The organism is Janthinobacterium leeuwenhoeki (genome assembly GCF_051380795.1).
Classification (GTDB): domain Bacteria; phylum Pseudomonadota; class Gammaproteobacteria; order Burkholderiales; family Burkholderiaceae_D; genus Janthinobacterium.
The window spans coordinates 109,769-126,242 of sequence record NZ_JBNYXT010000001.1 but is presented as its reverse complement, the minus strand read 5'-3'; the positions used below and the strand labels follow the sequence as shown (position 1 = coordinate 126,242).

9 protein-coding genes are annotated in these 16,474 nt (G+C 65.6%); 2 read left to right on the top strand and 7 right to left on the bottom strand.

Features of this window, described 5'->3' with window-relative positions:
• Window positions 1-6: 6 nt before the first annotated feature.
• From ACQ4WS_RS00530 to ACQ4WS_RS00505, 6 genes are all read right to left on the bottom strand, one after another.
• Window positions 7-3,417 (bottom strand): response regulator, encoded by a 3,411-nt coding sequence (locus ACQ4WS_RS00530; protein WP_436472700.1) that lies wholly within the window; start codon window positions 3,415-3,417, stop codon window positions 7-9.
• A gap of 151 nt (window positions 3,418-3,568) precedes the next feature.
• The gene (locus ACQ4WS_RS00525) at window positions 3,569-5,068 is read right to left on the bottom strand and encodes a response regulator (protein WP_436472698.1); all 1,500 of its coding nucleotides are present in this window, start codon (window positions 5,066-5,068) and stop codon (window positions 3,569-3,571) included.
• Window positions 5,065-5,427, bottom strand: a complete 363-nt coding sequence (locus tag ACQ4WS_RS00520; protein ID WP_436472696.1) for an Hpt domain-containing protein — start codon at window positions 5,425-5,427, stop codon at window positions 5,065-5,067. The genes ACQ4WS_RS00525 and ACQ4WS_RS00520 overlap by 4 nt, the downstream gene beginning before the upstream one ends.
• 34 nt (window positions 5,428-5,461) lie before the next feature.
• A complete protein-coding gene (locus tag ACQ4WS_RS00515; RefSeq protein WP_436472694.1) occupies window positions 5,462-6,088 on the bottom strand; it encodes a response regulator in 627 nt (208 codons plus the stop codon).
• A 74-nt stretch (window positions 6,089-6,162) separates the two neighbouring features.
• On the bottom strand, window positions 6,163-7,077 hold the full coding sequence (locus ACQ4WS_RS00510; RefSeq protein ID WP_436472692.1) for an HDOD domain-containing protein: 915 nt from the start codon (window positions 7,075-7,077) through the stop codon (window positions 6,163-6,165).
• Window positions 7,074-7,697 (bottom strand): hypothetical protein, encoded by a 624-nt coding sequence (locus ACQ4WS_RS00505; protein ID WP_436472691.1) that lies wholly within the window; start codon window positions 7,695-7,697, stop codon window positions 7,074-7,076. The genes ACQ4WS_RS00510 and ACQ4WS_RS00505 overlap by 4 nt, the downstream gene beginning before the upstream one ends.
• Window positions 7,698-8,043: 346 nt before the next feature.
• Here ACQ4WS_RS00505 and ACQ4WS_RS00500 point away from each other — a divergent pair, with 346 nt between their 5' ends.
• Window positions 8,044-10,485: a membrane-bound PQQ-dependent dehydrogenase, glucose/quinate/shikimate family gene (locus ACQ4WS_RS00500; protein WP_436472689.1), complete on the top strand. Its 2,442-nt coding sequence runs from the start codon at window positions 8,044-8,046 to the stop codon at window positions 10,483-10,485.
• A 69-nt stretch (window positions 10,486-10,554) separates the two neighbouring features.
• Here ACQ4WS_RS00500 and ACQ4WS_RS00495 read toward each other — a convergent pair whose 3' ends face one another.
• Window positions 10,555-14,043 carry a DUF748 domain-containing protein gene (locus ACQ4WS_RS00495; protein ID WP_436472687.1) on the bottom strand — a complete coding sequence of 1,163 codons (3,489 nt, stop codon included), beginning with the start codon at window positions 14,041-14,043 and terminating at the stop codon, window positions 10,555-10,557.
• Between the two features lie 245 nt (window positions 14,044-14,288).
• Between ACQ4WS_RS00495 and ACQ4WS_RS00490 the strand changes: the two genes are divergently transcribed.
• Window positions 14,289-16,433: a TonB-dependent siderophore receptor gene (locus ACQ4WS_RS00490; RefSeq protein WP_436472685.1), complete on the top strand. Its 2,145-nt coding sequence runs from the start codon at window positions 14,289-14,291 to the stop codon at window positions 16,431-16,433.
• Window positions 16,434-16,474 lie beyond the last annotated feature (41 nt).

The window sequence follows — 16,474 nt, the reverse complement described above, 5'->3', positions numbered from 1 at the left end:
GAATTTTCATGTTGACAAGTTTGTTATTGGCACGGGTGTCTGTGCCGTGAATGCGGCAACGGCCTCGATGGCTTGCGCCAGCGCCTGTTCCAGTGCATCGAGGGCGGCGGCGGCATCGTCGCCCGCGTGCAGCAGCTGTTCGGCTTGCTGGGCCGCATGCAGGGTGGCTGGCAGGGCCAGGCTGCCGGCCACGCCCGCCAGCTTGTGCGCCAGCGCGGCGGCGTCGCTGCGCGCATCGGCCGCCAGCAGTGCGCGCATGGTGCCCACCGTATCGCTGTAGGTGAGGCCAAAGCGCGACAGGTGCTGGCGGTAGGGCGCTTCATCGAGCCATTGCGCCATTCCTTGCGCCAGGTCGATCGCGGGCGCCGCGCCGCTCGCCCCAGAGAGCGTCGCCTCTTCGGCCACGGCCGGCGGCAGGGCTGGCAGCCCTTGCGCATGGCGCCGGTGCGCGCGCGCGATCAGGGCGATGGTCTGCGGCACGTCGAACGGTTTGCTGACGAAATAGTTCACGCCCGCTGCCATTGCTGCCGCGCGCTGGGTTTCGAAGGCGCCGGCCGTCAGCGCCACCACGGGCAAGTCCTGGAACTGCGGCAACTGGCGCAGCGCGCGGGTCGCCTGCAAGCCATCCATGACGGGCATCTGCACATCCATCAGCACGATGTCGGCGTCGGCGGGGTGGGCCAGCAGCCAGTCCAGCGCTTGCTGGCCATCGCAGGCAAACGAGGGCAGGGCGCCCTGGTCGCACAGGATATGCCTTACCACGTCGCGGTTGATTTCGCTGTCGTCGACCACCAGCACGCGCACGCCGGCCAGCTGGCGCTCTTCTGGCGCAACAAGGTTGGCATCCGGACCGGCGGCCCTGGCGCGCTGCTGGCGTGCCTCCATCGTCGCGTTATACAGGCTGGAAGCGGTCACCGGTTCGTTGAGGATGGCATCGGCGGCATCTGCCGGGTCGGTGCTGCGCCGCGCCGGCGCTGTCGCTGGCGCGCCGCTGGCTGTCAGGATGACGACGGGGCAGGCCTGCGGCGGCAAGTACTCGCGCAGCGCGCGCGCCGTGGTTTCGCCATCCATGTCCGGCATGCGCGCGGCCAGCAGGATGACGCCGGGCCGCGCGCCGTCGGCGCAGGCCAGCGCATAATCGAGTGCCGCCTGGCCGCCGGATACGGCATGCACGCTCCAGCCCAGGCTTTGCGCCATGGCGGTCACGGCGCCGCGCGTGTCTGCCTTGCCATCGGCCAGCAAGACATGCAAGCCCTGCATGTCGGGCGAGGACGGGGCTTTGGCGGGCATCAGTTGCAGCGGCAGGGTGAAACTGAATGCGCTGCCCTGGCCCAGGCCGCTTGTCAGGCGCAGCGAGCCGCCCATCAGGCGCACCAGCTGGCGGCAGATGGTCAGGCCCAGGCCCGTGCCGCCGAAACGGCGCGTGGTGGAGGTATCGGCCTGGGCGAAGGCGGAAAAGATCGCCTCCTGCACCTCGGGAGCGATACCGATGCCCGTGTCGCGCACGCAAAAGCGCAGCACCGCGGCATCGCCGTCGCGGCTCTCCAGTGCGCTCGTCAGCTCGACCGTGCCCTGGGTGGTGAATTTGACGGCATTGCTGGTCAGGTTGACCAGCACTTGCTCCAGCCGCAGCGCGTCACCCATCACCTGGTCGACGCCATCGGGCAGCGGCCCGATCCGTACCTCAATCGGCTTGTCATGCGCGGCCACGCCCATGCTGGCGGCAATCTTCTCGATCACCTCGGCCAAGCGGAACGGCGCCTGTTCGATGGTCATGTGGCCTGCCTCGATTTTCGACACGTCGAGCACGTCGTTGATGATGCCCAGCAGGGACTGGCCGGCAGCGCGGATCTTGCGCGCCATCGGCAGCGCTTCGCCATCGAAGCCGTCCCTTTCCAGCAGCCAGGCCATGCCCAGGATGGCGTTCAGCGGCGAGCGGATTTCATGGCTCATGTTGGCGAGGAATTCCGCCTTGCTGCGGTTGGCCGCTTCGGCCGCGTCGCGCGCCAGCAGCATGGCCTCTTCGGCCTGCTTCTGCGCGGAAATATCCTGGGCAAAGATCAGGGTGGCCGGTCCATCCTTGAGCAGCACGCGCGTGGTGGTCTTGAACATGGGCACAGGCAGGCCCTGCTTGCCCAGGCCGACCGCCTCGAACACCTGTTCGCTGGGCGAGTCCGCCTCGATCAGCGCTTCGTTGACGGCCAGCGCCGCCAGCGATGGCGCGGAAATCATGGCGGACCAGGGCAGGCCGTTCAGATTGTCTTTCAGCGTGTAGCCGTGCAGCCTGCGGTAGCGGGGATTCGAGTAAATGAAGCGGCCGTGGCGCAGGATGGCGATGGCCACCGGCGCATCTTCGATCAAGGTGCGAAAGCGCGTTTCGCTATCGGAAACGGCTTGCATGGCCTGGCGCTCCCTTTCCTGTTCCGCATGCCAGGCGGCCTGCTGCAGCCGCCGCCGCTGGCTCCAGAACAGCAGGCTGGCCCCGGCCAGCGCCAGCATCGCAAAGGAGAAAATGTAGCCCAGCGCCTGGCGCCGCAGCGGGGCGGCGATGGCCGCTTCTTCGCGGCTCAGGCCGATGAAGAGGGCGCGGTCCATGTGCAGCGCCGGGGGGGCAATTGTCGCCATGGCCATGACGCGGGGCGCGGCGGAGACGCCGGGAATCTCGACGCCGCTCAGTACGCCCGCCTGATAGCCGCTGTCGCGAAAGCGCCGCAGGAAGCTGCCGGGGATGTCCATATTGCCGCCATTGGCAGTGCTGGCCGGATAGTTCAGAAACTGCTGGCCGTCGGCATGCAGCACCACAGCCCAGACGTCGGCGGCGTACATGGCGGTGCGGAACTTGGCCGTGAAGTATTCGGGGGCGAAGGTGGCCACCACCACGCCGGCAAAGCGGCCTTGCCGGTCCTGCACCATGCGCGACGCCGTGATGACCAGGTCGCCTTTGAAGGAGCGGAAGGGCGCCGAGATGTACAGCATGCGCGCATCGGGGGCGTCGCGCGCCGTCTGGAAGTAGCCGCGGCGCGACAAATCCTGGTCGGCCAGTTCCGGGATATTGGTGGCGACCGGCTTGCCTTGCGCATCGATGACCAGCATGGTGCGCACGCCCGGCATGGCGTCGACCAGTGCGGCCAGGCGCCGGGGCAGGGCTTGCCCTGCATCGGGCGTGGCGCCGGCGGCCAGATAGTCGCGGATCACGCCGCCGAGCACCAGGTTGGTCGCCTCCAGGTCGACTTCGATATTTTTTGCCAGCAGCGCCGTCAGCACGCTCAGGCGCTCGCGTTCGGCCTGGTCATGCCGCGTGGCTTCGGCCAGGTGCGCATAGGCGAGGGCGGCAGCGACGATCAGCAGCCCGAGGAGCAAGAACAGCCATTCGATCCATTGTCTGCGCACCGCCGCCGCATCTGTGTGATAGCTCATATGGCGATGCTATACCCGATAGGGATGGAGAACAACTTTTGCGCACAACTATGCAGGTGATAGTGTGGTCAATTTGCCGCCCAGCGACAGTGAACCTCATTGCTTTTATGGAGGTTGTTGTAGTGAGTGCCGGCCGGTGGCGTAGTGCCTGCTAGCGCGCCAGCCAGTGCTCGACCATCGCGCGCAGCTGGGCGGCCGTAAACGGCTTGGACAGATAGTCGTCCATGCCGGCCGCCGCGCAGCGCTGGCGGTCGTCGTCGGTGACGCCGGCCGTGAGGGCGATGACGGGCAGGCGCGGCGCGCCGCTGGCCGCTTCGCGGGCGCGCAGGGCCTGGCACGCCTGGTAGCCGTCCATGACGGGCATCATGCAGTCCATCAGGACCAGGTCGTATCGCTGTTCGGCCAGGGCTTGCAGGCCCTGCGCGCCGTTCTCCGCCGTGTCGATGCTGTCGCCGCGCCCGCCCAGCTGCAGGCACACCAGCTGCCGGTTCAGCGCCGTATCCTCGACCAGCAGGATGCGTGCGCCCGGCGCCGATGCCGGGGCAGGCGCGCAGGCGGATGGCGGCATTTTCTCTGGTTCCGGCGCCTGGGCCGCCATGCCGGCCATGGTCGCATTCGCCGCTTCCGCGCGCGCCTGCAACACCAGCGCCAGGGCCGCGTCGCGCTCCTGGCGCCGCAGCAGGGCCATGATCAGCGCGATGGCCCCGGCCAGCAGGAGCAGGCTGACCACGGCCGTGCCGCCCATGGTGCGCAGCATGGACCGCCAGCCCGCCAGGTAGACCTCGTCCGTCACGCTCACGTTGATGGCCAGCGGATAGTCGCGCACCAGGCGTATACCGGCCAGGCGGTCGGCCGCGCGCGGCGAGTCCAGTTGCAGCACGCCATCGGTCTTGCCCTGTTCCAGCAGGCGGTAGGTGCTGCCCGTCAGGATGCGCTTGCCCATCATGGCGGGCAAGGCAGGCCAGCGGGCCAGCAGCGTGTAGTCGCTGCGGTACAGGGAAAAGGCCGTGTGTTCGCCGATGCTGGCGCTGTGGAAGAATTTGCTGAAGAAGTCGCACGACAGGCCGACCAGCACCACGCCCAGGAAGCGGCCGTCCGGCCCGCTGATGCGCCGGCTGATGTAGAAGATCCAGGCGCCATTGCCCTTGTTTTGCACGGGCGCGCTGACATGCATGCCGCCGTTGGGGTGGCGCCGGTGATACTCGAAGTAGTCGCGCTCGTCGAGGCGGATGGGCGGCGCGGGAAAGGCGCGGCTGAAGGCCAACACGGCCGCATCGCTGCCGACGATGGATACCACGTCCACTTGCGGCACGCCGCCGATTTGCTGCCGCAGCCTCTGCTGCATGGCCGGGGTGCCGATGGCGGCTGCCAGCGCGGCCGCGTCCGCAGGGGCAGCGGCATCAATGTCGTTGCTGACGCTGTCGAGCACCAGGCTGGCCGCCGTCATGCTTTGCGTCGTGTTTTCCGCCAGCAGCAGCGACAGCTTGGACAGGTCCTGTTTCCAGTCGTCGACGGCGTCGCGGTGCAGCAGCACGCCGGAGACGACGATGCACAGCGCCAGCAGGCCTACCAGCACCAGGCCCACGACGGCCACCGTGGTGCGCGGGCGATAGCGGTGCACCAGGCGCAGGATGGCCTGGCGTGCGCTCATGCCTGCGCGCCCGTGTAGTCAAGCATGCTGCGGCGTACCTCCTGCTCCACTGCGCCGACCAGCACTGTCGTTTCCGCCAGCCAGTCGGTTGCCGCCACGCCCTGGTGGCGCACCAGCTGTTCCAGTTCGGCCAGGCGCGCCACCAGGGCGCTGGCGCCCAGCAGGGCCACGGTGCCGCGCAAGGTATGGCAGCTCTGCACGACGGCTTGCGGCGCGCCGCCGCGCACGGCCTGTTCGATGCGCGCAAACATGGCCGGCGACGTATCGAGGTAGGTCTGTGACAGGGCGCGGAACATCTCCAGGTCGTGGCCGGTGGCCTGGAACAGCACGGCAGGATCGATGTGGCGATAGGCTGGCATGGCGGCTCCGAAGGGAGGGAAAAGCGGTGTTGGGCTACGCGGCCAGGCTGTTGCGCCGCGCATGGCCGGCGCAGCAGGCGCGCAGATAGCCGCGCAGTTCGTCGTAATTGACGGGTTTGGCAAAGAACACCACGCCGGGCGGCACGCCGCCGCGCTCTTCCAGTTCCTCCGGCGTCAGGCTCGACAGCATGGCGATGTGCATGTCCGCCAGCAGCGGGTCGGCCAGGATGGTGCGGATCACCTCGTAGCCGTCGATGCCTTCCATGATGATGTCGGCCAGCAGGATGTCGGGCTGGCCGCGGGCAATTTCCATCAGCGCCTGGTAGCCGTTTTCGCAAAAGCGCAAGCTTGCCTGCAAGCCCCATGAACCGATCTGCTTTTCATACAGCGCGCGTTCGATCGGATTGTCTTCGATGACCAGGATGGAGGGCGGGCGGCCCGATGGGGCGGCGCGGCTGGCGCGTGCCGCGCGCTGGTCCTGGCCCGGCTGGCCTGGATTGCCCTTGTAAGCCTCGACGGCCGCGAGGGGGATGCGCCGGTGGCCGCCCTTGGTCTTCCAGGCTTCGATCACGCCGGCCTCGACCAGTTGCTGCACCGATGTGACCGAGATGCCGAGGATTTCGGCGGCCTTTTGGGTAGTGCAAACGTCTGCAGTGTGCATGATGGGCTGTATGGTCGCGGATGAAGTTGATGGGAATGATACGCAATCGCGCTTAAAAAATCAATTTCAACGAATTAGATGAATTCACTAAAAACCTGGGCAGCGGCGGGACGGACCCGCGTACGCGTGCGGCAGGTGGCGGCATGGGCAGGCGGTTCGAGTATCTCGCGCCATTCGCTCCACTCGGCGTTGCTGTGGCGTAGCAGGGTTTCCATATGTTCCCCACCCAGACCGAGTAGCCGCGCGGCGGCCAGGGCCGGCCCGCGCGGCCCCGCGCCATTGCGCAGTATCAGGTCGGCGAAGCTGCTGGCCAGGTTCAGCAGCCAGGCCAGATCCGTCATGCGTCCGGCGCGCCTTAAACCGGGCGGCGTGGCATGGCAGAGTACGGCGTCGCACAGGATGTCCGGCATGCCCCAGCCCCGCATGAGCATGGCCGACAGCGCCAGCTGGTGGTGGCCGAAGCGCCGCGACTCGGCCCGCAGCAGCCGTACCCTGGCGGCATGGCCGTGCTGGCCCAGCAGCTGTGCATATTCCTGCGGATGCAAGGTGGCCAGGGCCAGTTGGCCGCAGTTGGCCAGCAAGCCGCAACTGTACAGCTCATCGGCCGGCGCCAGCTGCAGCGCATCGCCTGCCACGCGGGCGGCGCACGCCATGGCCAGCGAGTGCGACCAGTAGCGCTGCGCGTCGAAGTGCGCGCACGTGGCCGCTGGTATCGCGGCAGTGGAGAACGCCTGGCGCAGGGCGGGCAAGCCGATGGCCGCCAACATCGCGGCGTTGAGCGCCGCATGCCTGCGCTCGCCCGCTGGTACGCCGGCATTCGCCAGACCGATGACCTTGCCAGTCAGGGCCGGATCGCAGCCGAGTTGTTCTGCCAGCTCATCGAGCGGCACCTGCTGCTGGCACCGGGCCGCCAGCCAGTGGCCTCTACCGGCGGGTGAAGGCAGGATGGCGCCGTCGAGCAGGCGCGCCAGGTCGATGTGCGCGCTCATGGCCGGCTGCCGATGCCGCTGCAGTCATCGGCCTGCGCGGCGCCGGACGTTTGCAGGGCCGTGACGGCCCGCGACAGGGCATCGAGCGCCATCAGCAGTTCTGCGTGCAGGCGGCGCAGCGCGCCGATATCGTTGGAAAAGCCCGCATGCACGGCCTGGCGCGCCAGCGCCTGCAAGGGGAGCAGGCCCATGGCGTGACTGCCGTCGAAAATTTCCTGCGCCAGCACGCGTGCCGGCGCGGCCCGTTCGCAGCGCAGCGCATGAGCGATGCCGGCCAGGCGATCGCGCGTCTCGGCCACGAACAGGGCCAGAATCTCGCCCTGCAGGCGCCGGTCATAGCCGAACATGGCATCCAGGCGGGCCGCTTCGAATGGCGGCAAGTGCGCTGCCTTGGGCGCAGGCGGCGCGCTGTCAGCCACCTTGGCCGCTGGTGCCGTCTTGCGCATTTGCAGCAGCGCATGCAAATCGGCCGGCGCCGCGCGGCCAGTCTGGCGCCAGCGGGTGCGGCGCCACAGCAGAGCGGCCAGCAGCAACAGCAGACCTGTCAGCGCCAGCGCCGGGCGCATCAGCGAGAGGTCTTCGCAGCGAAGGAAGGGATGAATGGCGAGGAAGGCGTTCATGACAGTGCTCCACTGCGGTCTATGCAAGTGATTCGGCGTGATGGCGGATCTGAAATGCTGGGCTTGGATGCTTTTTTCATTTTACGATAATAATTTGTTTTATTCGAGAAATTTATTACTTATTTATTTTATTTAATGTTTTTATAAAAAACTATATGGTTGTGGCGTACTGGGCTGGCAGGTCGTGTATACAAAGCCATACGGCATGCCAAAGCCATACGGCATGCAGCGGGCATGCTGGCGTGTGGCACGCTTTGCCAATTAGTGAAAAAATGCAATATCCTTGATCGCCATCACATACGGTGCGCAGGCGCGTGCCGCCGACTGACTCTTGTAAAGGAGCATCATGACTGCCTCTGCCCGACCTGGACCCTTGCTTGTCATCACCGCAGTCATCTTCATCTTGCTGGGCCTGGCGCTCCTTGGGGGCGGCGCCTGGCTTGTCAGCCTGGGCGGCTCCTGGTATTACGTCGTGGCCGGCATCGGCATGCTCATCGCGGGCGCGCTCGTGTGGAAGGGGCGGCGCAGCGCCCAGCCTTTCCTCGCACTGCTGCTGTTCGCCACCCTGATCTGGTCCGTGATCGAAGTGAAGTTCGACTGGTGGCAATTGCTGCCGCGCCTCGATATCTGGTTCGCCGCCGCCGTCTGGCTGCTGCTGCCGTTCGTCGATCGCCGCCTCGCTCCGCCACTGACGGCCGGGGCGAAACCGCGCGACGCCGGCAAGAGCGCCCTGGCCGCCGCCGTGGTGCTGACGGCCGCCGTGGGGGTGTTCTCGCTGTTCCAGGATTACTACACCTTGCACGGCGAAGTGCCGGCCGAAAACATGGCGGCCGCGCCGCAAGGCGATTTCGCGCCCGGCGTGGCGCCCAACGACTGGGCCGCGTATGGCCGCTCCGGCTATGGCGACCGCTACGCGCCGGCCGCGCAGATCACGCCGGCCAACGCTGCGCAGCTGAAACAGGCGTGGGTCTACCACACGGGTGACTTCAAGGGGCCGAACGACCCGGGCGAGATCGCCAACGAAGTCACGCCCCTGAAAGTGAACGGCATGCTGTACCTGTGCACGCCGCATAACATCGTCATCGCGCTGGATCCGGACACGGGCAAGGAGTTGTGGCGCCACGATCCGAAGATCAACCGCGACGCGTCCAGCTACCAGCACATGATTTGCCGTGGCGTGGCCTACTGGGACGTCAACGCGGGCCGCGCCAAGGGCGACCCGGCGCCAGAAGCTGCCAGCATGGAATGCCCGCGCCGCATCTTCGCCCCCACCATGGATGCGACCCTGATCGCCGTGAATGCCGATACGGGTGAAGCGTGCAAGAGTTTTGGCGAAAACGGCGTGATCGGCTTGTACCACGGCATGGGCATGAAGAAGCGGGGCTTCTTGATGCCCACGTCGCCGCCGGCCGTGGCGCAAAACGTGGTGGTGATGGCCGCCAGCGTGACCGATAACTTTTCCACCGAAGAGCCGTCGGGCGTGATCCGTGGCTACGATCCCGTCACCGGCAAGCTGATGTGGAACTGGGATGCCTCGAACCCGGACGACACGGCACCGATTGCCGATGGCAAGACCTATACCAACAATTCGCCCAATTCCTGGGGCGTGTCCAGCGTGGATAAAAAGCTGGGCATGGTGTACATCCCGATGGGCAACGAAACGCCTGATACCTGGGGCGGCAACCGCAATCCCCATGGCGAGAAATACAATAGCGCCATCGTCGCGCTCGATCTTGCCACCGGCAAGGTGCGCTGGGTCTACCAGACCGTACACCACGATATCTGGGACATGGATATCGGCGGCCAGCCCACTCTGGTCGACATCGACACGCCGAAAGGCAGAGTTCCGTCCGTGGTCGCCACAACCAAGCGGGGCGACATCTATGTGATCGACCGGCGCGATGGCAACCTGGTGGTGCCGGCGCCGGAAAAACCGGTGCCGACGAACAAGCCCGCTCCGGGCGACCGTTTGTCACCCACGCAGCCGTTCTCGGCCCTCACTTTCCTGCCCGAGAAACACATCAGCGAAACGGATATGTGGGGCACCACGCCGTTCGACCAGCTGGCGTGCCGCATCATCTTCCGCCAGCACCGCTATGAAGGGCCGTTCACGCCGCAAACGGTGGCTGAAGGCAAGATCAAGGGCGCCATCATCTCGCCGGGACCCCTGGGCATCTTCGAGTGGGGCGGGGCGGCCGTCGATCCCGTGCGTCAATTGTTGCTGGTCAATCCAGACTATATGGGCTTCCTGGAACGCCTGGTGCCGCGCGCGCAAGCCAACGCGAAGGGTGGCACGGGTTCGGAAATGGGCTTGCAGCCGCAGACGGGCGTGCCGTTCGCCGTGGAAATCAAGCCCTTCCTGTCGCCACTGGGCTTCCCATGCCAGGCACCGCCGTGGGGCTATATCGCCGCCGTCGATCTGCGCACCATGAAAAAAGTATGGATGCACAAGAACGGCACTACGCGGGACAGCGCGCCCGTGCCCATCTCCTTGCCGCTGGGCGTGCCCAGCCTGGGCGGCATCAGCACCACGGGCGGCGGCGTGGCCTTCCTCAGCAGCACGCTCGACTACACCATCCGTGGCTACGACGTGCGCAACGGCAAAACCGTGTGGAAAGCCCGCCTGCCGGCCGGTGGCCAGGCTACGCCGATGAGTTACGTGTCAGACAAGACGGGCAAGCAATATGTGGTGGTGATGGCCGGTGGCCACGGTTCGCTGGGTACGAAGATGGGCGATAGCCTGGTGGCGTTTGCTTTGCCGGATGAGGCTGTGGAAAAGAAAAAGTAGGCAGGTGAGGGCGCCGGGAAGTGCCGGGATCGGACCCTGAGGGGCTGATCCGGGCACTTTGCTTTTGGCTTATTGGGCCGCCAATCCCAGCTTCAAGCCCACCAGCTTGCCTGGCGCGGCCTCGGTTTTTTCCGGCGCGCCCGCGCTGACCCTGGCCGCCGGCGTGCCGTCCTGCTGCAGGGCGGCCAGAATCGCTGCGCTGCGCTGGCTGCCCAGCTTGCTCAAGGCGTCGGCAGGCAGGGGCTGTTTGGCTTCCAGCTGTTCGCGCAAGCCGTTGTAGAAGGCAGCCGTATCGGCCACTTGCGGCTCTCCCTCGATCAGCTTGCCCAGGCGTTGCAAGACGGGGATTTTTGTTGCCGCCGGAGCGGAGGCGGCAGCAGAGGCGGCCGCTGCCGCCGCTGTGGCAGGTACGGCCGACTCCGCCGCCTTCTTCTGCTTGTCCAGCTCGGCCTTGCCGAAGCGTTCGCCGTACAGCTCGCGCAGGGCGCCCCGTATCTTGCGTTCGCCCAGGTTCAAGGGGCCCGGTTCTTCTCCCGCTTCGAGCTTGATGCCAGCCTTGGCGGCGACGGCGCGGCGCACGGCCTGGGCGCGCAGGGCGGCCCCGTCCGTGTCGCTGTACTGGCCCGGCACGGCCAGCGTCAGCTGTTCGCGTTTGGCGAGGATTTGCGCCACTTGCTTGAGCTTTTCCCGCTCGGGCGGCAGTAGCACGGCGCTGCCCGCATCGAAGTCGATGGATTCGAGCTTGTCGGCGCTGATGCCCAGCAAGTTGCCCAGCGCGCGGAACGGCGCCGTGACGATTTTCGTCAGCACATTGCCCACGGCTTTCCAGATCAGGGCGCCATAGCTGAATTGCGGGTCGTTCATGTCGCCGGAGACGGGCAAACCGAGGTCGATGCGCCCGTCGCTATCCTTGAGGATGGCCAGCGCCAGTTCCAAAGGCAGTTTCAAGGCGTCCGGGCTGTCGATGCGCTCGCCCAGAGTCAGCTTGTCGAGCACGATCTGGTTGGTGCCATCGAGCTGGCGGTTGCGCACCTTGTACTGCAAGTCCAGCGAAATCTTGCCTTCGGCCACTTTGTAGCCGGCGAACTTCATCGTGTACGGCGAGGCGGAGACCATGTCGACGTTCTTGAAGACCACGTTCAAGTCCGTGTTGTCGGTCGGGGCGAACGGGTTCAGCTGGCCACGCACGCGGGCCAGGCCGAATTCGTCGATGCGGCCGTCGAGTTCGATCTGGCTGCGCGCATCGCGCCTGGTCGACAGGCCCGTGACGACGCCATTGAGTTCATAAATCTTGGCGGCGAACTGGGGCCGCAAGCTGAGGTCGGCAAAATCCAGCTTGGCGTTTTGCAGGCGCACGCGGCGCACGCGCACGGGGAAGGCGGCGTCCGCTGCTGGCGTAGCGGCGGCAACGGGGGGCGCAGCGCGCGCAGTAGCCGGCTCTGGCGCCTTCACCAGCAAGCGCTGGGCATTCAGGCTGCGGTCGTTTTCGATGATCAGCTGGGCGTTTGCTTCGACCACGCGCAGCTCCGGGATGTCGACCAAATCGGGGCCCACGCTGGCCGTCAGCTTGTCGGCGCGCACGCTTTTCCACGAGGCGAAGCGCTTGCCATCCGTTTCATTGAGCACCAGGCCGGCAATATCCACGCCGCCCACATAACGTACTTTTGGCGCTTGCGGCGCGCCGCCGCCCGTCGTCAGGCGGCCGCTGCCGGAAAGGGTGCCGCCCGCCAGCTTCAGTTTGATATGCTGCGCCAGCAAAGGTTGCACGGGGGCCAGGGTCAGCTGCTTCAGATTCAGCTGTGCATCGACGGCGCCCGTGCCCGGCACGAACTTGCCATTGGCCGTGAGCAAGCCGCCTTCGCGCAAGCCCACGCCCAGCTCGAATGGCAGCGCCTGGTGCATGTCGTTGCTGACGTTGTGCAGGGACAGGCGTGCATCCTGCAACGTGCCCTTGATGCCAGTGCCCTCATCGTCGAAACGGGCGCCGAACTTGCTCAGTTCCACCTTGTCTACCTTGGTGGACCACGGCGCGGACGGCGCATTCTTGGCAGAGTCGGTTTTGCCGGAGGCAAACACGGGCAGCTTTTGCGCAATCGCAAATTCGCCCTGGCGGTTGCGCGCCAGGTCGATCTGCGCGCCGCTGGCCGTCACGGCGCCCAGGTGCACGGTATGGGCCGCCAGGTCGATCTTGCCGTCTGTAAAGCCCAATTGGGCCAGCTTGAACGGGGTTTGCGCGCCCCGCTGCATGGTCAGATCGGCCAGGCTGAAACTGGCGCCATCGAGAATGATGCTGGTTCCCGCCTGGGCCTGCTGCAAGGCCAGTTGCAGATTCAGTTGCAGCTGTCTGGCGCTCAGCTGCAAAGCGGGCGAGACGGTTTCATCGATGGCCGACACGTCCACATTGGCCAAGGCCAGCTGATGCAAGTCCACTTTCCACTTGCCAGGCTTGGCTGGTGCGGCCGGCGCGGCGGCGGCCGATGCTGAAGGTGCAGGATTGCCCGGTAGCATCAGGTTCGCCACGTCGATCTCGCCCTTGCTGTCGCGCCGCACGGCCACCTTGCCGCCGTACAGATTGACTTTATCCACCGTGACGCTCTGGCGCGCCAGGTCCACGTTCACGCCGGCGACGCCCAAGGTGCTCAGCGACGTAAACGGTACACCCTTGCCATCTTGCCCCAGCGCCAGGTCGCGCAAGGCCAGGCCCGCGCCTGTGACAGTCGCTTCCAGCGTGCCGTCGGCATAGGAAAAGGCGTAGGGCAGGCGCGCCGACAGCTTGCCGCTGGTCACCGTGGCGCGGGTATACGCTTTCAAATACGCGGCCAGGCCGGGCAGGGAAGCGTCGTTCAGTATCAGTTCGCCTTCGCCACGGATGGGGCTGAGTGAGGCCGTGCCGCGCCAGTGCAGCTTGCCGCCGCGCGCCGCGTCCGCGCTGAGGCTGTAGCTGCCGTTGGCGTCGGGCAGGGTGGAGATATTGTCGAGCGTGAAGTTGATCGGCGTGAAGTTGTCCGCATAGCCGGCCTTTTGATCTTGCCAGTCCACTTTGCCTTGCTCCAGCGCAAAGTGGGCAATGACGAGGCGCGGCATGCCGCCGTCGCTCTTTTCCGGATGCTTGCGTTGCCAGGTGGCCAGCACTTCGGCCAGGTTGAACTTGCCGTCTGGCGTGATGGTCAAATGCGTCTGTGGCGCCGTGATGCGGATTTCTGCCAGGCTCCAGGCGCGGCGCACGATGGATTTCCATTCCAGTTGCACGGCCAGCGCACCGATGGACAGCAGCGGCGCATCGCTCTTGCCATCTGCGCTGGCCGCTTCCTTGAAAGCGATCTGGTGCGCTTCCAGGCGCAAGGTATACGGGTTGAAGCGCACCTCGCCTATGCTGGCCTGGCGCGACAATTCCTTTTCAGCAAATTTGGGTAACTGGTTTTTGATGACGTAGGGCACCAGCCAGAAGCCGGCCGCGCTGTAGGCGGCCAGGGCGCAGCCTGTGCCGACGGCCCAGCGCTGCCAGCGTTTCCAGCGAAATGTTTTCGTCTGCACGCTTTTGTTGTCGATTGTGTTCACGAACTGACCTTTTGATCTTGTTGAGCGGCGCATTCTGCGCGCGGTGACTGTCAGTATGCCTCTTTGCGGCCTCGTCTGCAAAATCCAAACGTGTTCAAGTGATAACAGATGCCAGAGGGAGCTTGTTTCTTCTGTAAAACTCACACAAACTCACCATTACTTGATAATGATTCTCATTATCGGTATCATGTTCGCTAACCGTAAGTTTCCATTTGTACATATTTCCTCATTGAAAGCCCGATGTCATGCCTGTCGTCTCTCCTCGCACCCGCTTACTTCCACTCGCTGCAGCTTTGTCGCTGGCCTTCGCTTCCCACGCCGCGCTGGCGGCCAATGAGGCCAATGGCCAGGACGACCTGACGGCTGGCGATGCGAAAGTCATGCAAGCCGTGCAAGTGACGGGCGCACGCGCACAAGGTCTGGTGCCCGTCACCACGGAGGCGGGAAGCTTTCGCGGCGCCAACATCATGGACGTGCCGTCGACCGTCAACGTGATTACGCGCGAATTGCTGGAGCAGCAAGCCGTGTCCGGCCTGTACGATGCCGTGCGCAATACGGCTGGCGTGACGCGCCAGCAAAACGGCGGCGAGACCTGGGATCAATTGGTGATACGCGGCATCGCCGTGGAAAACCGCACGAATTACCGCCTCAACGGTTCCATGCCCATCATGAATTTCTCGCAAGTGCCCATGGAAAACAAGGAACGGGTGGAAGTGCTGAAGGGGGCCTCGGCCCTGTACTACGGTTTTACCTCGCCGGCCGGCGTCGTCAACTTCGTCACCAAGCGGGCCGGCAGCAAGCCCGTCACCAGCATGGGCTTGAGTCTCGATGACCGTGGCAGTTTTGTTGCGAACGTCGACCTGGGCCGCCGCTTTGGCGCGCAGCAGGAATTCGGCGTGCGCGTGAACGCCGCCGGCGGCACTCTGGGTTCCTACCTCGATAAGGTGGGCAATGGCAACCGTCGCTTCATTTCCACGGCGCTCGACTGGCGCGTGACGAACAAATTGCTGCTGAAAGCGGACCTGGAATACGAGCGCCGCAGGGTGACGGAGCAGGCGGGCGTGGCCTTGCCCACTGCAGTAAAAGGCGTGATCAGCCTGCCGCGTGCCGTCGATCCGCGCCAGCTGATCGGCCCCGACTGGTCGGCGTTCGAAGCGCAAACGAAAAACGCGCAATTGCGCGCCGACTACGCCATCACGGATGGCTGGGCGCTGACGGTGGAAGCGGGCCACTCGGAAACGGCGCGCGACCGCCGCCTGGCCATCTTCCGCCTGAACAACGCGGCCGCGCTGGCCACGGGCGCGGGCCGCATCACGGGCAATATCCAGCATAGCCTGATGGCGTCGAACTTGCTGCGTGCGGAACTGGCCGGCAATTTCAACACGGGTTTCATCGCCCACGAACTGACCCTGGGCGCTTCGCGCACGGACAAGTCGCAAGATCCGATTTATCAGAGCAACTATACGATTGCGTCGCAAAACCTGTACAACCCTGTGCCTGTGACGAATGTCGTGTTCGGCCCCAAGCCGACGTCGCCCACGACGGCCGCACTCGACACGCGCGACACGGGCTTGTACGCGCTCGACCGCATGGTTTTCAGCCCGCAATGGCAAAGCGTCATCGGCGTGCGCCGCAGCAGTTACCAGAGTGACCAGGGCGCCAGCCATTACGACGTCAGCAAGACGACGCCGATGGCCTCGCTGATCTACAAGGCCACGCCCGAGCTGTCGTTCTACGCATCCACGGCGCGGGGGCTGGAAGAGGGCGAAACGGGCCCGACGGGCACGGCCAACCAGGGCGTCAAGATGGCGCCTGGCGTGAGCCAACAGAAAGAGCTGGGCGCGCGCTGGCTGACGCCGGGCGGCAGCCTGGTCTCCGCCGCATTGTTCGACATCACGCGCCCTGGCTACTACACGAATGCCAGCAATGTGTTCACGTCGGATGGCGAACAGCGCTACCGTGGCCTGGAAGTGACGACCCAGGGCAAGCTGACGCGCCAGCTGTCGTGGCAGACGTCGGCCCAGTTCCTCGACCCCAAGTTTGCCCACATCAACGCCGACTACAACGGCAAGGCGCCGGAAAACGCATCGAAACGCACGGCCAGCGCCTTCCTGGCCTACGCGTTTGACGCCGTGCCGGGCCTGTCCGTCAACGGCGGCGCGTATTACTACAGCGCCCGTCCCGTCAACGACCTGAACCAGGCTTTCCTGGGTGGCGTGAGCCTGTTCAGCGCGGGCGCCCGCTATGCAAGCCGGGTGCTGGACAAGGCCGTCGTGTGGCAGCTGAACGTGGAAAATGCGGCCGACAAGCGCTACTGGGCCGGCGCCGGCACGCGCCTGGCGTCCGGTGCGCCGCGCGCCATCAAGCTGTCGATGAAGGTGGATTTGTAAGAACGCCCATCAAAACCTGCTGCGCGTCGGTATAGGCGGCC